Genomic DNA, 18,173 nt, shown 5'->3' with positions numbered 1-18,173 from the left:
TCGGAACGCAGTGAGCGAGAGATCACCCGGAGGACCCCGCGAGATGAGCGACCGCTACCAGGACTTCACCCACAGCGCCCTCGGGCAGCTGCTGGTCGGCCCGCTGGGCCTGCCCGACCCGCCGTACCTCGACCGCTACACGGCCGGAGCACCCCTCGTCGACGGCGTCGTCGGTATCGGAGGCACAGGTCGGGTCGTCGACCAGCTGCCGAAGGTCCTCGGTGGGCTCGGCATCGCCGAGAGCACAGCCCCCGAGGCACTCGACCGGCACAACCCCGGCAACACCTACAAGGGCCTGGTGTACGACGCCACCGGCATCACCACGAGCGAGGCGCTGGTCGGCCTGCGCGACTTCTTCCAGCCGCTGCTGCGCAGCCTGGCCCCCTCGGGCCGGGTGGTCGTGATCGGGACTCCCCCCGAGCTCACGACCGGATCGGAACGCATCGCGCAGCGAGCGCTGGAGGGCTTCACCCGGTCGCTCGGCAAGGAGGTCGGCCGCGGCTCGACCGTCCAGCTGGTCTACGTGGCCCCCAAGGCCGAGCCGGCGCTCGCGAGCACGCTGGCGTTCCTGCTCTCGCCGAAGTCGGCGTACGTGTCAGGGCAGGTGGTCCGGGTCGGCAGCACGACGACCGACGCCCCCGAGCCCGCCGACTGGCTCAAGCCGCTCGAGGGCAAGGTCGCCCTGGTGACGGGCGCCAGCCGGGGCATCGGCGAGCAGATCGCCCGGGTGCTGCACCGCGACGGCGCCCTCGTCGTCGGGGTCGACGTCCCGCAGGCGGCCAGCGACCTGGTGACCCTCGTCGAGGAGCTGGAGGGCGACCACCTGGTCCTCGACATCACCGCCAAGGACGCACCCCAGCGCATCGCCCACCACCTGACCACGAAGCACGGCGGCGTCGACGTCGTGGTGCACAACGCGGGGATCACCCGCGACCGCAAGCTCGCCAACATGGCGGCGCCGACCGACGGGAGCGCCGATCGCTGGACCTCGGTGATCGGCGTCAACCTCACCGCCCCGGAGCGGATCACCCGCGAGCTGCTCGACCAGGGCGTCGTCAACGCCCACGGTGCGATCGTCGGGGTCGCGTCGACCTCCGGCATCGCCGGCAACGTGGGGCAGAGCAACTACGCCACCTCGAAGGCGGGCGTGATCGGGCTCGTCGACGCCTTCCGCGACGAGCTCACCGACGGCATCACGATCAACGCGGTCGCTCCAGGGTTCATCGAGACGCAGATGACCGCGGCGGTGCCCTTCGCCACCCGCGAGGTCGGCCGCAGGCTCAACGCGATGAGCCAGGGCGGGCTGCCCGTCGACGTGGCCGAGACGATCGCGTGGTTCGCCAACCCGGGCTCGTCCGCCGTCAACGGCAACGTGGTCCGCGTCTGCGGCCAGATGATGCTGGGAGCCTGAGATGCCGCCTGGGATGCCGCCTGGGATGCCGCCTGAGATGCCGCCTGAGATGCCGCCTGAGATGCCGCCTGAGATGCCGAAGGACTCTGCCGGCACCACCCCGCGGGTCGTCGACGGCGACCCGTCGACCCTGACGTTGATGCTCAAGGCAGCCGTCCCGCTGGTTCCCGGGGTCGGGCTGGTCCCCGGCCTGGGCAAGCCGCCGGCCGACGACGCGGTCCTCCCGGAGGTGGCGCTGGCCCGGCACGACGTACCGGTGGACCCGTCGCACCTGCGCAGGTATGCCGAGGTCTGCGGATTCCCGCGCAAGGACACGCTGCCGCTGACGTACCCGCACGTCCTGGCCTTCCCGCTGCAGCTCGCGATCATGACCGACGGCGCCTTCCCCTTTCCGGCGATCGGCACGGTCCACCTGGAGAACTCCATCACCCAGCACCGGCCGATCCAGGTGAGCGAGACGCTGCAGATCACGGTCCGCCCCGCTGCGCTCCGGGCGCACCCCAAGGGCCGGCTCTTCGACCTGGTCACGACCGTGCACTCGCGCGGCGAGCTGGTCTGGGAGGAGACGTCGACGATGCTGCGCAGGGGCGCCGGTGGTGCCGCGACGAGCACCGACGACGAGCGGCCGCACGTGGGGCCGGTCGTCGTGCCCGTCGGCACGACGCAGTGGCGGCTTCCCGCCGACCTGGGCCGGAGGTACGCCGCCGTGTCGGGCGACCGCAACCCGATCCACCTCTACGCGCTCACCGCGAAGGCGTTCGGGTTCCCCCGGCAGATCGCGCACGGGATGTGGACGAAGGCGCGCACCGTCGCCGCCATCGAGAACAGGCTGCCCGATGCGGTCCGGGTCGACGTCGCGTTCCGCAAGCCGGTGCTGCTCCCCGGCACGGTCGCGTTCGGCACCGAGGCGACGCCGGAGGGCCGCGCGTTCGCCCTCACCCGCCCCAAGGACGGAGCGGAGCACCTGGTCGGGACGGCCTCAGCGCTCTGAGGCCAGCTCGCCCCGGGTCTCGGCGGCCGCCCACAGGCGAGCCTCGCCCTCGGCGTCCAGGCCGGTGCCGGCGCGCGCGGACCCGACCGGGTACCCCTCGGCCTGGAGCCACGCCCACGTGTCCCCCACCGTCTCCGGCATCGGCCGGCACCTCAGGCCCGCGTCGTGAGCCTTGGTGGTGTCGCTGTCGTGCAGCGAGGACAGCTCACCCTTGGGCGGCACCCAGATCGGCAGCTCGGTCCAGCCAGAGACGCCGGCCTCCTCGATCGTCTCGGGCGACAGCCAGACCAGCTCGGCCCCGGCGCCGCTGACCCGGACGACCTCGTCGAGCAGGAGGCCGATCGTGGTGTGGCCCGGCCGGCTCACCGTGTCGTACACCCCGACCGGACGGTCCAGCGCGAAGGCGGCCAGGTCGCGGGCGTCGATGTACTGCAACGGCCGATCGTAAGGCCCGGGCGCCGGCACGCGACTCCCCTGCGCGGCCTGACTGATGCGGCGGAACCACCACGGCAACCTGCCCACGCGCTCGTAGGGCCCGAGGATGAGTCCGGCGCGGGCGATGAGCAGGTCTCCACCGAACTCCTCCGCAGCGAGCTCGCCGCCACGCTTGTCAGCGGCATAGTCGGTCACGTCCGCGTCCGGCGCGCCATCCACGACGGGCGCCGACTCGTCCACGCCGTGCGGGATCGGCCACGTGTAGACCGAGCGCGACGAGATGTAGGTGTAGTGGCCCACCCGGCCGGACAGCGCGCGCGCCGAGGCCTGGACGGCGCTGGGGGCGAACGACCAGGTGTCCACCACCGCGTCCCAGGTGTCGTCGCCGAGCGCCGCTGTCAGGGCCGCGACGTCGGTGCGGTCGGCGTGCCGGGCCTCGGCACCCGCCGCCGGCGTCCCGCTCTGGCCACGGTTCACGGTGGTGACCGCGTGGCCGCGGCGCAACGCCTCCTCCACCACGGCTCGACCGACGTGGTGGGTGCCGCCCAGGACCAGGATCCGCTCGCTCATGACGGCCACCCTCGCCGCCGACCGGACCCGAAGGCCAGGGAGTTCGCGTTGAGCGGAACGCCTCAGCGCACGCGCCGTCGCCCGAAGCGGCTCTCGCTCACAGCGACGGTGGCGGCGTCTGCGGGAGCCAACCGGTTCACGAACGTCGCGGAGCCGGGGCGCCACACGCCCAGGTCGGTGGCTCGGTCGCCCTCCCAGTCGCCGACGACGGGCAGGTCGCCGGCCACGCCGAAGGCGACCGGCGCCAGCCAGGCCACGCCGCTCGCTCCGACGTACCTCAGCTGGAAGGTGGCGGTCGCGGAGTCGTAGACACCGAGGTCGGTCACGCCGTCGCCGTTCCAGTCGCCGGTGACGGGGAGGTCGTCGGCGTCGCCGAGGGCGATCGCCTGCGTGGTGCCGTCCGGCAGCCGCAGGTAGAACGTCGCGTTGGAGGACCGGTGCACTCCGACGTCGGCCTTGCCGTCGCCGTTCCAGTCCCCCGCGATGGGCCGGTCGGAGGCGATGCCGAACCCGACCGTGACGATCCCGCCGGGCGTGGAGAGGTAGAACGTGGAGTTCTCGGGGCGGCGCACGCCGACGTTGGCGACCCCGTCGCCGTCCCAGTCGCCGAGCACGGGCTGGTCGGTGCCTTCACCGAACGTGATGGCCAGCGGGGCCTGCCCGGGACGCTGCACCTGGAAGGTGGACCTAGCGCCGCGGCGGAAGACCACGAGCTCGGCCTCGGCGCCCCCCAGCATGTTGCCGGCGAGGGGGACGTCCACGCAGTTCTTCGAGGTCATGGTGGAGCCGTACTTGAAGGGGACTCCCCCGAAGGACGCGGGCATCGTCTTCGTGCCGAGCGCCTCCTCGAAGTGCAGGTGCGGTCCGGTGGAGTTGCCGGTCGAGCCGAGCTGACCGATGAGCTGGCCCTGGTCGACCACCTGGCCGACCGACACCGCGACCGAGCTGAGGTGGGCGTAGACCGTGGTCTCTCCCCCGGCGTGCGTGATGCGCACCCACCGGCCGTAGCCGGTCTTGCCGGTCGGGTTGGCCACGCTCACGGTGCCCGGCGCCGCGGCGACCACGTCATCGCCGTCGTCGTCGGGGCGGTTCCAGTCGATGGCGTACGAGCTGGGGCTGTGGCTCGACCGCGTGGTGCCGGTCCACGTCTGACCGCACGGGAAGGGCATCTGGTAGAAGCCGGTGACCTTGCGTCGGGCGGCCTCGGCCTGCTGCGCCAGAACGGGCGCGGCGGTCGTGCCGACCAGGGCCGTGGTGACGGCGGCGACGACGCACGCCCCGGCGAGACGGGACAAGCGGGACGGACGGGCGGGCCGGGTCGGGAGAGACCTCATAGGTGACGACACCTTCAGGGAAGACGGCTTGGGGAGCTACCGCGCCCCCGTGGCCGTCGTCGCCTCACGTCACCCGAGTCACACGGTCACCGCGAGTTCACTTCCGCCACAGGAGAGCACAACCGTATCCGCCGCTCGGCGTGTCTGTCTCGAATTACATGGTTGTAATGATATATGCGATCCCCCGCAGGGGTCGGTCACGACTCCGGCAGGACGCGGATCAACCCCTCCTGCGCGACGGTCGCCACCAGCCGGCCGTCCTGCGAGAACACCCGTGCCAGCGCGAGCCCGCGGCCGCCCACCGCCGTCGGGGACCACTGGTCGTAGAGCCACCACTCGTCGGCCCGGAACGGCCGGTGGAACCAGATCGTGTGGTCCAGGGAGGCGGGCTGAAGATGCGGCGAGCCGAGGTTCATGCCGTGCGGCACCAGCGCCGCCCCCAGGAGCGTCAGGTCGCTGGCGTAGGTGAACGCTGCGACGTGCTGGGTGGGGTCGTCTCCCAGGGGTCCGTTGACCCGCGCCCACAGCCGCGCCTCGGCCGGGCGTTCCGGGTCGACCGGCAGCCCGAGGCCGGAGACCCCGAGGTAACGCATCTCGAGCGCTGCCCACTCGCGGGCGAAGGCATCCGCCTCGGTCTCGCTGCGCTGGCGGATCACGTCGATGAGGTCGATGGCCTGCTCGGGCGGCGCCACGCGCGGCATGGCGTCGGCGTGCTCGAGGCCGTCCTCCTCGGTCTGGAAGTTGGCGGTCTGGAAGTAGATCGGCCGACCGTGTTGGCGGGCCACGATCCGACGGGTCGCGAACGACCGGCCGTCGCGCAGCCGCTCGACGTCGTACACGATCGGCACGCTGTGGTCGCCGGGCCGCAGGAAGTAGGAGTGCAGCGAGTGCACGATGTACGCCGGGTCGATGGAGCGGATCGCCGCGAGGAGCGCCTGGGCCGCGACCTGTCCGCCGAACACCCGCTGGCGGTCGGTCTGCGGCTGCCGGCCGCGGAAGAGGTCGACGTCGATCTGCTCGAGGTCCAGGAGCTCGATGAGCTGGTCAGCTGAGGACGGCATAGCCGTCATTGTGCTGGGTGGTCTCAGTCTTCCTCGAGACCGGCCAGGAACTGCTCGAACTGGCGGCCGATCTCCTCACCGGTGGGCAACGGCTGGTCGGGCGCGAGGAGGTTCTGCCCGGCGGACTCGGCCTGGCGGAACGTGTCGTACTGCTGCTCGAGGGCGGAGACCACCTCGGCGACCTCTGCGTTGCCGGAGAGGTATTGGGTGATCTCGACCGCCCGCTCCTCCCCCGCCTCGCGCAGCGCGGTCAGGTCGATGGTGAGCCGGCCGCCACGCTCCACGTCCTCGAGCAGCGCGATGGCAGCCTGGGGATAGTCGAGCTGGGCGAGGTAGTGGGGCACGTGGGCGACGTAGCCGAGCGCGTCGTGTCCCCACTCGCCGAGCCTGAGCTCGAGCAGCGACTGTGCGCTCGAGGGGATCCGCAGCTCGCCGCGCCACGGCGACGCGCCGGTCATCAGCTCGGGCCGGGTGGCGTGCGGCGTGACCGCGATGGGCCGCGTGTGCGGCACCGCCATCGGCACGGCCCCGATCTGCACGGTGCGGGTGACGCCCAGGCGCTCGATGACCTCCCGGACGCCGGAGCAGAACGCCTCCCAGCGGTTGTCGGGCTCGGGACCGCGCAGCATCAGGTAGGGCGTGCCGGCGGTGTCGTGGTGCAGCCGGACGAGCAGCCGAGGTGCGTCGTACTGCTCGTAGTGGTCGTGCACGAAGGACATCGCGGGACGGCGGGCACGGTAGTCGTGGAACTGGTCGACGTCGAAGGTCGCGACGACCTTGCCCGAGCCGGCACTGCCCAGGGGGCCAGGCCCGCCGGAGACCGACTCGAGGTGGTCCGCCGCGGAGACCGCCGCGTTGCCCGCGTCGAGGAAGCCGTCGAGGGTGACCACCAGCGTGAGCTCGTCGAGGCCCTCCAGCTCCGGCACGCCGTCCACGATGTGCACGAGTGCGCTCACTGCGACCTCCTCTCGCTCGTCGTCGTCACCGAATCCTTCCAGTGTGTCCCACTGATGGCTCATCGCTCCCAGCGCCGACGCGGGTCACGATATTCCCCGGTCTCACCGCTGGAGCTGCGACTCGGTCAGACCCTCTGACCCGCCTCGGCGACGCCGCGCCCGACCCGGGAGTTCTTGTATCCGTAAAAGAAGTAGATCGCGAAGCCCAGCGCCATCCAGACCAGGAACCGCAACCAGGTCTCGACGGTCAGGTTGAGCATCAGGAAGACGCAGATCGCGGCGGACAGCCACGGCAGCACCGGCGAGAACGGCACCTGGAACGACCTCTTGAGGTCCGGCCGGCGCTTGCGCAGGATCGGCACGGCCAGCGACACCAGCGCGAACGCGGTGAGGGTGCCGATGTTGACCATCTCCTCGAGCTTGCCGATCGGCGTCAGCGACGCGACCAGCGCCACCAGGACGCCGATCGCGATGGTGATCCGCAGTGGCGTCCCGGTCGACGGCGTGACGTGCGCGAAGGAGCGCGGGAGCAGGTTGTCGCGGCACATCGCGAAGGTCACCCGGATCGCGCCGATGATCAGCGTCATCACCACGGTGGTCAGGCCGGCGACCGCGCCAGCAGAGATCAGCGTGGCGTAGCCGTCCCTGCCCTGCGCGACGAACGCGTTGGCGAGTGCGGCTGCCGGGTCGATCTCGGAGTACTTCACCATCCCGGTGATCACGAGGGCGACCGCGACGTAGAGGATCGTGCAGATCACCAGCGAGCCGATGATGCCGCGGGGCAGGTCCTTCTGCGGGTTGGCCGCCTCCTCCGCGGTCGTCGCGACCACGTCGAAGCCGATGTAGGCGAAGAAGACCAGGGACGCCGCGAAGATGATGCCCATGACGCCGTACGCCTGCGGGCTGCCGGTGATCAGCTGGAGCAGCGGCGTGTGCAGGGTTTCGCCACCGCCCTCGACGGACTCGGCGGGTGGCACGAACGGCTTGTAGTTGTCGGTGTCGATGAACTGGATGCCGGCGATGATGACGAAGAGCACGATGAAGACCTTCAGCCCCACCAGCACGAGGTTGACCCGCAGCGACTCCTTGATGCCGTAGGCCACCAGGGCGGTGAGGATCACCACCAGCAGGAACGCCGGCAGGTTGAAGGTGTCGCCGTAGCCGATGCCACTTGGCCAGGTGATGCCGATCTGGTCGAGGAACGTCTCGAAGTACGACGCCCACCCCTGCGCCACGACCGAGGCGCCGAGCATCATCTCGAGCAGCAGGTCCCAGCCGATGATCCAGGCGATCAGCTCGCCGAGGGTCGCGTAGGAGAACGTGTACGCCGACCCGGAGACCGGCACCGTGCTCGCGAACTCGGCGTAGCAGAGAGCCGCGAGACCACAGCAGACCGCCGCGAGCACGAAGGAGAAGACCACGCCAGGTCCGGCGTTGGCCTGGGCCACGGCGCCGGTCAGCGTGAAGATGCCGGCGCCGATGATGACGCCGACGCCGAAGACCGTGAGGTCCAGGGCGGTGAGGGTGCGCTTGAGCTTGAACTCAGGCTCTTCTGTGTCCGAGAGGGACTGCTCGATCGACTTCGTCCGGAACAGATCCATCAGGGAACCGTAGACCACCCCGCCGGTGCCTCGTCCAGGGCTGTGAGCTCCTCGACGATGCCGCGCGCCAGCCTCTGGGGGGCCAGGCCGATCCGCTCGAGGATGGCTGCGCGCTTGGCCTGGTCGAGGAACTCCTGGGGCACGCCGTGGAGGCGAACCGGCGTCGTGACCCGCGCGTCGTTGAGCGTCTGGAGCAGCACGGCGCCGCAGCCGCCGACGATCCCGTTGTCCTCGATCGAGACCACGAGCCGGTGGTGGCGGGCGAGCTCGACCAGCGCGGGATCGACCGGCTTGACCCACCGCGGGTCGACGACGGTCGCGCCGATCCCCTGGTCGACCAGCCGGCGCCCGACGTCGACGGCGGTGGTCGCCATCGAGCCGACGCCCACGATCAGGACGTCCCTGGTCCCGTTGCGCAGCAGCACGTCGCAGCCGCCCTCGCGGCCGACGGCCTGGACGTCGTCGGGCGGCGGTCCCTTCGGGAACCGCACCACCGTTGGCGCGTCGGCCACCTCGACGGCCTCGCCGAGCAGCTCACGCAACCGGGCGCCGTCGCGTGGTGCGGCCAGCCGCAGACCGGGCACGACCTGAAGCACACTCATGTCCCACATGCCGTTGTGGCTGGCGCCGTCGTCGCCCGTGACGCCGGCGCGGTCGAGCACGAAGGTGACCCCGCACTTGTGCAGGGCGACATCGAGCAGCACCTGGTCGAAGGCGCGGTTGAGGAAGGTCGCGTAGACCGCGACGACGGGGTGCATCCCGCCCATCGCCAGCCCCGCCGCCGAGGTGGCCGCGTGCTGTTCGGCGATGCCGACGTCGAAGGTGCGCTCGGGGAAGCGCGCTTGGAACTTGTCGAGGCCGACCGGATGCATCATCGCGGCCGTGATCGCCACGACGTCGGGCCGCCGCTCCCCGATCCGGACGATCTCGTCGGCGAAGACGTCGGTCCAGATCCGGCCCTTCGGCACCTCCTCGCCGCTCTGGAGGTCGAAGGGTCCCGGGCTGTGGAACTGGTCGGCGACGTGCCGCTCGGCGGCGTCGTACCCGAAGCCCTTGCGGGTGATCGCATGCACGATCACCGGGCCACCGAACCGCTTCGCCTGCGCGAGCGCCTGCTCGACCGCAGAACGGTCGTGGCCGTCGACGGGGCCGACGTACTTCAGGCCCAGGTCCTCGAAGAGCCCTTGGGGCGCGAGCGCGTCCTTCATGCCCTTCTTCATCGCGTGCAGCACGTCGTACGCCGCCGGGCCGGCGCCGCGGACCGCGTTGAGCCGCTTCTTGACCAGGTCGAGCACCTGCTCGTAGCGCGGGTTGGTGCGCAGGCTGCTGAGCGCGGTGGCGAGTCCGCCGACGGTCGGGGTGTAGGAGCGCTCGTTGTCGTTGACGACGATGACGAGCCGGCTGTCCTTGGCGACGGCGATGTTGTTGAGCGCCTCCCAGGACATGCCGCCGGTGAGCGCACCGTCGCCGACGACCGCCACCACGTGGCGCTGCTCGCCGCGCAGGCGGTAGGCCTTCGCCAGGCCGTCGGCGTAGGACAGCGCGGTCGAGGCGTGGGAGTTCTCCACGATGTCGTGGTCGGACTCGGCCTGGCTGGGGTAGCCGCTGACGCCGCCCTCCTGGCGCAGCCGTTCGAAGCCGGACTTGCGGCCGGTCAGGAGCTTGTGGACATAGGCCTGGTGACCGGTGTCGAAGACCACGCGGTCGATCGGCGAGTCGAAGACGCGGTGGATCGCCATGGTCAGCTCGACGACGCCGAGGTTGGGGCCGAGGTGGCCGCCGGTGCGCGAGCAAGTCAGGACGAGGAAGTCGCGGATCTCGGTCGCGAGGGTGTCCAGCTCGGCGTCGGAGAGACGTCGCAGGTCACCGGGAGAGGTGATCGACTCGAGGAGGCGCATGGCGGGCCAAGACTAATCGAAGGGGTTAAGAAGCGTTGCCAGCCGACCTCTCGAGCTCAGGCGCCGCCGGACGCGCTCTCCACATGGTCCTTCAGGCCCGACAGCATCTGTTCCCACATGCCCTTGGCGTGCTCGGCCTCCTCCTCGCTGCCGTTGCCGTCCTGGCTGAGGCGCACGTGGGTGTGACCGTCGTGCTCGACGAGCTCGTAGACCAGCCGGTGGTAGTTCTCGGGAGCATCGTCCTGACCGGACATCGGGCTGAAGTGGGTCATCGACAGCGTCGACGGCTCGTCGTACTGGAGGACCTCGCCCTTGTCCTCGTAGGCGCTGCCTTCGTGCTCGCCCTTCCAGACGATCGGGCTGCCCACCTGCCAGTCGGTCTCGACCTTGGAGCCGAACATGTACTGCTCGATGTGGGCCGGGTCGGTCAGGGCTCGCCACACGTCGGCAGCAGACGCATCGATCTCGGTCTCGGCCGTGGCCACGATTCCGTTCATGCCACTTGGTTACTCCAGCTCCGCCCCGCCGACCACACCCCTAGAGGCGCGCCACGAACCGGCGCCCGCGCAACGCCTCCTCGACGAGACCGACCTCGCGACGGACCTTCGACAGGCGCGCGTCCTCGCTCTGCCAGGCGAGGACCGCGGCCTGGACGACGTCGAGCGTCGCCACGTCGCGCAGCTCGGCTCGCGCCTCGCTCAGCCCTCGTCGGCAGGCGGCCTGCGAGGCCTCGACGTGCAGGACGGCGAACCTGGCGAGCACGACGACGTGGCGGCGCAGCGCCTGGTGCGCGCGGTACTCGGGTGGGCAGATGTCGAAGAGCCAGTTGACCGCCGTGCGCTCCCAGTCGGGGGCGTCGGGCGGACGGACCTCACGTGGCCAGCCGGCCGGGGCGACGAGTGCACTCACTCCTCGAGCATACGTCAAGTTCGAACGTGTGTTCGATCCTCCTGGATCATCTCCTCGACCGTGGCGAGGTCGGGGTCGCGCAGGCCGGCGGCGGGTCGGGCGTGCGCACGGACGGCGGCCGGAATCCGCGAGCGGTCGCGGACTCGAACCCGCGCTTGCCGTAGTAGTCCAGACTCCCCTCCAGGAACATCAGAGGTACGCCGATGCGCCTCGCGGCCTCGATCGCCCCCGCCACCAGGGCCGTGCCGCCGCGATGACGTCATGGATCGACCTCGCGTCGGCCTCAGTGGTGGGTCTGATCGAGAAGCTCGTCACACCCCAGACCCTAGGTTCCGGCGCAGCTCACGTCTCGCCGGGTCTCGTGACGGTCGCTGCGCGACCTCCTCGACCACCGGAAGGCGTCGCTTGACCTCAAGTTTACTTCAAGTTGCACCTTGGGCCAGAACCGACATCGACCCGAGGAGCAACATCATGCCCGTCGCCGTGATCACCGGAGCCTCCCAAGGACTGGGACTCGCCCTCGCCAGGAGCCTCGCCCCACAGGGCTGGTCCCTCGTCCTCGACGCCCGCGGGGTGGACCGGCTGGCCGAGGCCACGAGGGACCTCGAGGGCGGCCCGCACCGCGTCGTCCCCGGAGACGTCACCGACCCGACCCACCGATCGGCGCTCGCGAGCGCGGCAGCCGACCTCGGCGGCGCCGACCTGCTGGTCAACAACGCCAGCACCCTGGGCCGCAGCCCGTTGCCTGCCTTCGCGGACCTGGAGGCGGCGACGTACACGCGCATCCTCGGCGTCAACGTGGTCGCGCCGATGGCGTTGACGCGCGTGCTCCTCCCCCAGCTGCGCGAGCACGACGGCGTCGTCCTGAACATCTCCTCCGACGCGGCCGTAGAGGCCTACGAGACGTGGGGCGGATACGGCTCGGCGAAGGCCGCGCTCGACCACGCCTCCCGGATCCTGGCCGCGGAGGAGCCCCGGCTGCGTGTCTACGCGGTCGACCCGGGCGACATGCGCACCGCGATGCACCGCGACGCGTTCCCGGACGACGACATCTCCGACCGGCCGCTGCCCGAAGCCGTGGTGCCCGCGCTGGTGCGGCTCATCGACGGAGACCACGCCAGCGGCCGGGTGCGGGCTGCGGACCTGCAGGCGGTGACGGCATGACGTCTTCCGCCCCGGAGCCCGCTTGGGAGCGCGGGCTCGACCCTGCCTACGACCGCAGCGCCGTGCGCTCGGCGCACAGCCCGCCGGAGGCGCGCGGGCTGGCCCGCGACGACGTGCGGCTCGCCGTCGTGGAGCCGTCCGGCACCCGGCACCTGCGCGCGCGTGCACTGTCCGAGCTGCTCGACCCCGGCGACGTGCTCGTCGTCAACACGAGCGCGACCCTGCCGGCCGCCGTCGACGTGGAGCGGCACGGCTGCACGTGGGGCCTGCACGTCTCCACCCAGCTCGACGACGGCTCGTGGGTGGTCGAGCTCAGGCTCCCCGACGGCTCCGGCCCGGCCGTGCCCGACGCGGACGAGGTGCTGCGGCTGCCCGGCGGCGTCCGCCTGCGGCTGCTGGAGCCGCACCCGCCGACCCAGCAGCGACTGTGGCGTGCGATGCCTCTCCCGGCGATCGATCGTGCGGAGTACCTCTGGGAGCAGGGCCGGCCGATCCGTTACTCCTACGTCGACGAGCCATGGCCGATCGACGTGTTGCAGAACGTGTACGCCGACCTCCCCGGCAGCGCCGAGATGGCCAGCGCCGGCCGCTGCCTGACCGAGCGGGCGCTGGTGCGGCTGATGGCGCGTGGCGTGACGGTGGCGCCGCTGGTGCTCCACACCGGCGTGTCCAGCCAGGAGGGGCACGAGCCGCCGCAGCCCGAGTGGTTCCACGTCCCTGCTGCCACCGCCCGGATCGTCGACGGGGCGATCACTGCCGGCCGTCGAGTGGTCGGCGTCGGCACGACGGTCGTGCGCGCTCTCGAGAGTGCGGCCCCTGCGGGGCGGGTCGTCCCCACGGACGGCTGGACCTCCCTCGTGCTGGGACCCGACCGCCCCGCGCGGGTCGTCACGGGGCTGCTCACCGGCCTGCACGAGCCAGAGGCCAGCCACGTCGACCTGCTCCGCGCGGTCGCCGGCGACGAGCTGGTCTCCCGCGGGTACGCCGACGTCACCGCGCCGGGCGCGCCGGCGTACCTGTGGCACGAGTTCGGCGACGCGATGCTCTTGCTGCCTACCCCGATCGACGGAGTGGTCAGCCGGCCAAGAAGCTGAAACGCACCTCGCGCACGTCATTGTCGACGTTGAGGTCGACCAGGCAGATGCTCTGCCAGGTGCCGAGGGCGAGGCTGCCGTCGAGCACGGGGACGGTGGCGTACGGCGGCACCAGCGCCGGCATCACGTGCGACCGGCCGTGTCCAGGGCTTCCGTGGCGGTGCCGCCACCGGTCGTCGGCGGGCAGCAGGTCGGCCAGGGCCGCCAGCAGGTCGGTGTCGCTCCCGGCCCCGGTCTCGATGATCGCGATGCCGGCGGTGGCGTGGGGCACGAAGAGGTGGAGCAGCCCGTCGCCTCGCCCGGAGACGAAGTCCGCGCAGTCGCGGGTCAGGTCGAGCACCTGCTCGCGGGCACCGGTTCGGTAGGTGCGGGTGTCACTGTCCATCAGGCGTTGCTCCCCGTGCTGCCGTCGTCGCTGATCCGCACCCCGCCGTTGCAGGTGACCATCGGCTCGGGCGAGGTGTGCCCGTCGCCGTACTCGTCGACGAACAGCGCGAGCCGCGGGTCGTCGGGACCCTCGAGGGCGAGCTGCGCGCCCCAGACGGTGACGACGACCGGCGCGTCCTGGTCGGGGTACGGCGAGACGACCGAGTCGTCCGGCAGCTGCTCGACGACGTCCTGGACCTCCGTCGCCGACAGCCCAGGTTGGTAGGTGACCCACACCGTCCCGTGCTCGAGCGAGTGCACCATGTTCTCCTCGCGGACGGGCGCGTCGTAGACGCCGCACTCGTGCCAGGCCTGGTCGTGCTCGCCGCCGACAGGGGGCGACTGCGGGTAGTCCACGTCCCCGGAGACGTGCTCGGTGCTCAGGTCCTGATAGACCTCCACGTCGGCGAGCGTGGCGGGCGGCGCATCCCTGGTGGGGTCGACGACACCGCCGTCGCTGCGGTTGAGGTAGGTGACCAGTGCGGCACCGGCGACCAACGCCAGAGCCGCCACCACGGCCACCGTGGTGACCACGATCCGTCGGCGGTTCGGGCCTTCGGTGGCAGGGGACTCAGGCGGCCATTCTTGCGAGGGCTCGGAGTACGGCGCCGGACGTTGGTCGGTCACGCGGAAACGCTAGCGGGCGCCTCCTCAGCGCGGTGCGTGTCCATCTGCGACCTACCCAGCACGAGCCGCGCGGCCACGGTGATCCAGACGGCGGCGTACACGACACTGGTCACCACGTCGGTCAGGTGATGGGCTCCCTGGTAGAGCCGGGACGCCAGGCACGCGAGCGGGACCACGGCGAGCAGCAGCGCCCACCCGCGGGAGACCTGGGTGTAGGTCCACACGAGGAAAGCGACGCAGAGGAAGACCGCCATCGCCGTGGCGGTGTGTCCCGAGGGGAAGCTGTGGTCGGGCACCAGCCCCTTCTCGAGGATCTTCACGGGCGGGCGGTCCCGCTCGTCGAGGGTGGTGCCCAGCCAGTAGATGCCGCCGAGGCCGGCCTCGACGAGGCCGACGAAGAGGACGGGCAGCCAGGTCCGCTTCCAGAGCGCGAACACCACTGCCACCACCGCGACGGTGACGCCGCCGACCAGGGTGATGCCCAACGTGGCGCCGACCTCCGCGGCGTCGGTGAGGCCGGCCGTCCGCTCGTCGGCGATGGCACGGGCGAGGTCGTCGTCGACCTCACCCACGGATCCCTCGAGCTGCGTCGTGAGCAACCAGCCCCACGCCACCACGGCCGCGGCGATCGCCACCCAGGCGAGCAGCAGCCGCCCGGCGGTCTCCGGCCACGATCGGCTTCCTGCGCGCACTTGGACGCGTGAGCCCTGGGTCATGGGTCGATCCTCTCGGGGTCTGACCCCGAGCTGTTCTCGGGGTCGGCTGGGGACCCAGTGCGGGTCACTCCCCGATGTGTCGTACCCATTCCGCGCGAGAGCGTGAGCGTCATGATCGAAGTCGACAACCTCACCGTGACCTACGGCGCGTTCACCGCCGTGGACGACGTCACCTTCACCGCCGCCGCGGGCCGGGTCACCGGTTTCCTCGGCCCCAACGGAGCCGGCAAGTCCACGACCATGCGCGTGATGACCGGCCTCACCCGCGCGAGCACCGGTCACGCCCTGATCGACGGTCGCCGTTTCGCCGACCTGCCCAACCCCGGCCGCGAGGTCGGCGTCCTCCTCGACGCCTCCGCCCAGCACGCCGGCCGCACCGGCCGCGAGATCCTCACCATCGCCCAGCGCACCATGCGACTGCCTTCGAACCGGGTCGACGAGATGCTCGACCTGGTCAGCCTGACCGGGGCGGAGTCCGAGCGCCGGGTGCGCAACTACTCGCTCGGCATGCGTCAGAGGCTCGGCATCGCGACCGCCCTCCTGGGCCGTCCGCAGTCGCTGATCCTCGACGAGCCCGCCAACGGCCTCGACCCGGCCGGCATCCGCTGGATGCGCGACCTGCTGCGCGGCTTCGCCGACCAGGGCGGCACCGTGCTGCTCTCGTCGCACCTGCTCCACGAGATCGAGGCCATCGCCGACGACATCGTCGTCATCGGCAACGGCCGGATCGTCGCCCAGGGCACCAAGCGTGAGCTCCTCGAGTCCGCCGGCACGCTGGTGCGCAGCACCGACCCGGTCGTCCTCACCGCGGCCCTCCGCGACGCCGGGCACACCGCCCAGGCCGCGGGCGGCACCGCGTCCACCGACGCGCTGCGCACCGACGCGAGCACCGACGTCGTGGGCCGCGTCGCCCTCGCCGCGGGAGTAGCCCTGACCGAGCTGCGCGCCGCCGAAGGCGCCGGCCTCGAAGAGATGTTCCTCGAGCTCACCGCCGAGACCCAACGTGAAGGAGCAGCAGCATGAGCACCACCGTCCTCCCCTCGATCGAGCAAGTCCCGGAGGCGCCCGCCGTCGTGCGGGACGCCAGACGCGAGACGATCCCGCCGATCACCCTCGGCACCGTCGTCGGCGTCGAGCTGCGCAAGATGTTCGACACCCGGTCGGGATTCTGGCTGATGATGAGCATCGGCATCCTGTCGGTGGTCGCCACGGGCGCGACGATCCTGTTCGCTCCCGACGACGCGCTGACCTACGGCAACTTCGCAGCCGCCATCGGCTTCCCGATGGCCGTGGTGCTGCCGATGGTCGCGATCCTCTCGATCACCAGCGAGTGGAGCCAGCGCACCGGCCTGACGACGTTCACCCTGGTGCCGAGCCGTGGCCGGGTGATCCTGGCCAAGGCGATCAACGCGCTCGTCATCGGGGTCGTGTCCATGGTGATCGCCGGAGTGGTCGGCGCCCTCGGCAACGTCGTGGGCACCGCTCTCGCCGGGGTCGACACGACGTGGGACTTCGGGGTGACCGACTTCCTCTACGTCACGCTCGGCAACGTCCTCGGCATGGCCATCGGCTTCATGCTCGGCGTGCTGATCCGCAACTCGGCCGGTGCGATCGTGGGCTACTTCGTGTACTCGCTGCTGCTGCCGACGATCACCTCGGTGCTCGCCGAGACCCAGCAGTGGTTCCGCGACGCCCAGCCGTGGGTCGACTTCAACTACAACGCCAACAGTCTCTTCGAGGGTGGCTTCACCGGTGAGAACTGGGCCCAGCTCGCTCTCACCGGTTCGATCTGGCTCGCCCTCCCGCTGGCCCTCGGCCTCTGGCTGGTGATGCGCTCCGAGGTGAAGTGAGAGCAAGCACGAGCATCGGCGCCCCCGTCGCGACGCGGCGGGGGCGCCGATGCGTCGTGCGACTCAGCTCAGCGAGAATCCGCGTGCTGCCTGGGCCAGGCGCTCGAACCCGTCGACGCGCAACGTGTACACGTTGGGCTCCCCGTCCACCACCGCGATCTCGATGAGACCCGCCGACCTGAGCAGCGCCAGGTGGTGCAGGAGCGTCGTACGAGGGCTGTCGAGGGCGGTGGTGAGGTCGACGAGGGTGCGCGGACCGGTCCGCAGCTCCTGCAGGAGACGCAACCGCGTCGCGTCGCCCACCGCCCGGCCGAGGTCACGCAGCTGCGCTCCTGCGTCGGTGGCTCCCTCGTCGCCCAGTGGCGGGTGCAGGATCACGGTCCGGTCGACCTCGTCGACCACGACCAGGATGGGCGCGACCTGGGGAGAGGTCACGAGGACCACGTCGTCGAGCACCTGCGGTCCGTAGTGCACGCCTGGAGCGACTTCCTCCAGCAGCCGGGCGGCGCCCACATCTTTGAGCCTGCGCCGCGCCAACGTGGCGTCCGGCGCCCGGTCCGAGGCTGGCCGGATCGCCGCGAGGGTGTCCAGGCACAGCTGCTGGAGGGTGACCGCCGGGGTGCGCAGCAGCCACGGGTCGACCTGCAGGAGGGTGTCGCCGAGCGTGGCCAGGAAGCGGCGTACGGCGCTCCGCTCGCCCGCCAGCGCCCGGCGTACGACCTCCTCGTCGAGTCGTCGGCGCAGCTGGTGACGACGGGCGCCGACGAGCACCGCCCGCAGCTCTTCGGGGGCGAGCTCGCCGACCATCGCCAACAGCGACTGGTGCGACCAGTCGGCACGCTGCTGGGTGAGCGGCCCGACGAGGTTGATCCAGCCGAACCTGCCGAAGCGACCGACGTCCTTGACCAGGCCGGTGCCGCCGGCGGTCCGCACCGACGACAGCGCCGTCTCACCGTGGGTGAAGACGCCGCGCCAGTCGGCGTCGGCCACGGCTGCCGCGGTGATCAGCACCTCGATGCCGGTACCGGAGCCGACGCGTGCCTTGAGGACCATGGCGCCCATCCTGCCCCCGACGAGCTGTGCTGTCGAAAAATCTCGACACCTCGTCGTTCCGATGGCTAGGCTCCGCC

18 protein-coding genes are annotated in these 18,173 nt (G+C 71.2%); 6 read left to right on the top strand and 12 right to left on the bottom strand.

The window, feature by feature from the left end; all coding sequences use genetic code 11:
- Positions 1 to 43 precede the first annotated feature (43 nt).
- Both ABD295_RS05025 and ABD295_RS05020 read left to right on the top strand, forming a co-directional pair.
- A complete protein-coding gene (locus tag ABD295_RS05025) occupies positions 44 to 1,411 on the top strand; it encodes a 3-oxoacyl-ACP reductase (RefSeq protein ID WP_344302545.1) in 1,368 nt (455 codons plus the stop codon).
- A gap of 73 nt (positions 1,412 to 1,484) precedes the next feature.
- Positions 1,485 to 2,402 (top strand): MaoC family dehydratase, encoded by a 918-nt coding sequence (locus ABD295_RS05020; protein ID WP_344302544.1) that lies wholly within the window; start codon positions 1,485 to 1,487, stop codon positions 2,400 to 2,402.
- Here the strand turns inward: ABD295_RS05020 and ABD295_RS05015 are convergent.
- The 8 genes from ABD295_RS05015 to ABD295_RS04980 form a co-directional block, all read right to left on the bottom strand.
- A complete protein-coding gene (locus ABD295_RS05015) occupies positions 2,391 to 3,407 on the bottom strand; it encodes an NAD-dependent epimerase/dehydratase family protein (protein ID WP_344302543.1) in 1,017 nt (338 codons plus the stop codon). The two genes, ABD295_RS05020 and ABD295_RS05015, sit on opposite strands and share 12 nt — an antisense overlap.
- A 62-nt stretch (positions 3,408 to 3,469) precedes the next feature.
- Positions 3,470 to 4,741 carry a peptidoglycan DD-metalloendopeptidase family protein gene (locus tag ABD295_RS05010; RefSeq protein ID WP_344302542.1) on the bottom strand — a complete coding sequence of 424 codons (1,272 nt, stop codon included), beginning with the start codon at positions 4,739 to 4,741 and terminating at the stop codon, positions 3,470 to 3,472.
- Positions 4,742 to 4,938: 197 nt separating this feature from the next.
- Complete coding sequence (locus ABD295_RS05005; protein ID WP_344302541.1) at positions 4,939 to 5,802, bottom strand: acyl-CoA thioesterase; 864 nt, start codon at positions 5,800 to 5,802, stop codon at positions 4,939 to 4,941.
- 23 nt (positions 5,803 to 5,825) lie between these two features.
- Entirely contained in the window at positions 5,826 to 6,758 is a 933-nt protein-coding gene (locus tag ABD295_RS05000) for a proteasome assembly chaperone family protein (protein ID WP_344302540.1), read from the bottom strand.
- 125 nt (positions 6,759 to 6,883) lie between these two features.
- On the bottom strand, positions 6,884 to 8,359 hold the full coding sequence (locus tag ABD295_RS04995) for an amino acid permease (protein WP_344302539.1): 1,476 nt from the start codon (positions 8,357 to 8,359) through the stop codon (positions 6,884 to 6,886).
- A complete protein-coding gene (gene dxs, locus ABD295_RS04990; RefSeq protein ID WP_344302538.1) occupies positions 8,359 to 10,257 on the bottom strand; it encodes a 1-deoxy-D-xylulose-5-phosphate synthase in 1,899 nt (632 codons plus the stop codon). The genes ABD295_RS04995 and dxs overlap by 1 nt, the downstream gene beginning before the upstream one ends.
- A gap of 56 nt (positions 10,258 to 10,313) precedes the next feature.
- Positions 10,314 to 10,754, bottom strand: coding sequence for an SRPBCC domain-containing protein (locus tag ABD295_RS04985; RefSeq protein ID WP_344302537.1), 441 nt, complete (start codon positions 10,752 to 10,754; stop codon positions 10,314 to 10,316).
- 40 nt (positions 10,755 to 10,794) lie between these two features.
- Positions 10,795 to 11,166, bottom strand: coding sequence for a hypothetical protein (locus ABD295_RS04980; RefSeq protein ID WP_344302536.1), 372 nt, complete (start codon positions 11,164 to 11,166; stop codon positions 10,795 to 10,797).
- Positions 11,167 to 11,637: 471 nt separating this feature from the next.
- Here ABD295_RS04980 and ABD295_RS04975 point away from each other — a divergent pair, with 471 nt between their 5' ends.
- Both ABD295_RS04975 and ABD295_RS04970 read left to right on the top strand, forming a co-directional pair.
- Positions 11,638 to 12,330, top strand: a complete 693-nt coding sequence (locus tag ABD295_RS04975) for an SDR family NAD(P)-dependent oxidoreductase (protein WP_344302535.1) — start codon at positions 11,638 to 11,640, stop codon at positions 12,328 to 12,330.
- On the top strand, positions 12,327 to 13,424 hold the full coding sequence (locus ABD295_RS04970; protein ID WP_344302534.1) for an S-adenosylmethionine:tRNA ribosyltransferase-isomerase: 1,098 nt from the start codon (positions 12,327 to 12,329) through the stop codon (positions 13,422 to 13,424). The genes ABD295_RS04975 and ABD295_RS04970 overlap by 4 nt, the downstream gene beginning before the upstream one ends.
- Here ABD295_RS04970 and ABD295_RS04965 read toward each other — a convergent pair.
- The 3 genes from ABD295_RS04965 to ABD295_RS04955 are packed head-to-tail and all read right to left on the bottom strand — an operon-like array spanning position 13,405 to position 15,193.
- Positions 13,405 to 13,809 carry a YjbQ family protein gene (locus ABD295_RS04965; protein ID WP_344302533.1) on the bottom strand — a complete coding sequence of 135 codons (405 nt, stop codon included), beginning with the start codon at positions 13,807 to 13,809 and terminating at the stop codon, positions 13,405 to 13,407. The genes ABD295_RS04970 and ABD295_RS04965 overlap by 20 nt on opposite strands.
- Positions 13,809 to 14,477: a thioredoxin-like domain-containing protein gene (locus tag ABD295_RS04960; RefSeq protein WP_344302532.1), complete on the bottom strand. Its 669-nt coding sequence runs from the start codon at positions 14,475 to 14,477 to the stop codon at positions 13,809 to 13,811. Before ABD295_RS04960 ends, ABD295_RS04965 begins: the two co-directional genes overlap by 1 nt.
- Positions 14,474 to 15,193: a phosphatase PAP2 family protein gene (locus ABD295_RS04955; protein WP_344302531.1), complete on the bottom strand. Its 720-nt coding sequence runs from the start codon at positions 15,191 to 15,193 to the stop codon at positions 14,474 to 14,476. The genes ABD295_RS04960 and ABD295_RS04955 overlap by 4 nt, the downstream gene beginning before the upstream one ends.
- Before the next feature lie 111 nt (positions 15,194 to 15,304).
- Between ABD295_RS04955 and ABD295_RS04950 the strand changes: the two genes are divergently transcribed.
- Positions 15,305 to 16,216 carry an ABC transporter ATP-binding protein gene (locus ABD295_RS04950; protein ID WP_344302530.1) on the top strand — a complete coding sequence of 304 codons (912 nt, stop codon included), beginning with the start codon at positions 15,305 to 15,307 and terminating at the stop codon, positions 16,214 to 16,216.
- Complete coding sequence (locus tag ABD295_RS04945) at positions 16,213 to 17,043, top strand: ABC transporter permease subunit (RefSeq protein ID WP_344302529.1); 831 nt, start codon at positions 16,213 to 16,215, stop codon at positions 17,041 to 17,043. Before ABD295_RS04950 ends, ABD295_RS04945 begins: the two co-directional genes overlap by 4 nt.
- A 63-nt stretch (positions 17,044 to 17,106) precedes the next feature.
- Here ABD295_RS04945 and ABD295_RS04940 read toward each other — a convergent pair whose 3' ends face one another.
- Entirely contained in the window at positions 17,107 to 18,096 is a 990-nt protein-coding gene (locus ABD295_RS04940; RefSeq protein ID WP_344302528.1) for a helix-turn-helix domain-containing protein, read from the bottom strand.
- Positions 18,097 to 18,173 lie beyond the last annotated feature (77 nt).

The sequence above is a fragment of the Nocardioides bigeumensis genome (assembly GCF_039531755.1).
In the GTDB taxonomy this organism is placed as follows: Bacteria; Actinomycetota; Actinomycetes; order Propionibacteriales; family Nocardioidaceae; genus Nocardioides; species Nocardioides bigeumensis.
Note: the sequence above shows the minus strand (reverse complement) of the source record. Positions and strands in the feature narration are given on the sequence as shown.

What these genes read in the sequence shown, in the direction of transcription:
- ABD295_RS04975 (WP_344302535.1), top strand. Translation starts at nt 11,638, where the DNA reads ATGCCCGTCGCCGTGATCACCGGAGCCTCCCAAGGACTGGGACTCGCC.
- ABD295_RS05020 (WP_344302544.1), top strand. Translation starts at nt 1,485, where the DNA reads ATGCCGAAGGACTCTGCCGGCACCACCCCGCGGGTCGTCGACGGCGAC.
- ABD295_RS04940 (WP_344302528.1), bottom strand. Translation starts at nt 18,096, where the DNA reads ATGGTCCTCAAGGCACGCGTCGGCTCCGGTACCGGCATCGAGGTGCTG.
- ABD295_RS04995 (WP_344302539.1), bottom strand. Translation starts at nt 8,359, where the DNA reads ATGGATCTGTTCCGGACGAAGTCGATCGAGCAGTCCCTCTCGGACACA.
- ABD295_RS04970 (WP_344302534.1), top strand. Translation starts at nt 12,327, where the DNA reads ATGACGTCTTCCGCCCCGGAGCCCGCTTGGGAGCGCGGGCTCGACCCT.
- ABD295_RS04950 (WP_344302530.1), top strand. Translation starts at nt 15,305, where the DNA reads ATGATCGAAGTCGACAACCTCACCGTGACCTACGGCGCGTTCACCGCC.
- ABD295_RS05015 (WP_344302543.1), bottom strand. Translation starts at nt 3,407, where the DNA reads ATGAGCGAGCGGATCCTGGTCCTGGGCGGCACCCACCACGTCGGTCGA.
- ABD295_RS05005 (WP_344302541.1), bottom strand. Translation starts at nt 5,802, where the DNA reads ATGCCGTCCTCAGCTGACCAGCTCATCGAGCTCCTGGACCTCGAGCAG.
- ABD295_RS04985 (WP_344302537.1), bottom strand. Translation starts at nt 10,754, where the DNA reads ATGAACGGAATCGTGGCCACGGCCGAGACCGAGATCGATGCGTCTGCT.
- ABD295_RS05025 (WP_344302545.1), top strand. Translation starts at nt 44, where the DNA reads ATGAGCGACCGCTACCAGGACTTCACCCACAGCGCCCTCGGGCAGCTG.
- dxs (WP_344302538.1), bottom strand. Translation starts at nt 10,257, where the DNA reads ATGCGCCTCCTCGAGTCGATCACCTCTCCCGGTGACCTGCGACGTCTC.
- ABD295_RS04945 (WP_344302529.1), top strand. Translation starts at nt 16,213, where the DNA reads ATGAGCACCACCGTCCTCCCCTCGATCGAGCAAGTCCCGGAGGCGCCC.
- ABD295_RS05010 (WP_344302542.1), bottom strand. Translation starts at nt 4,741, where the DNA reads ATGAGGTCTCTCCCGACCCGGCCCGCCCGTCCGTCCCGCTTGTCCCGT.
- ABD295_RS04955 (WP_344302531.1), bottom strand. Translation starts at nt 15,193, where the DNA reads ATGACCCAGGGCTCACGCGTCCAAGTGCGCGCAGGAAGCCGATCGTGG.
- ABD295_RS04965 (WP_344302533.1), bottom strand. Translation starts at nt 13,809, where the DNA reads ATGGACAGTGACACCCGCACCTACCGAACCGGTGCCCGCGAGCAGGTG.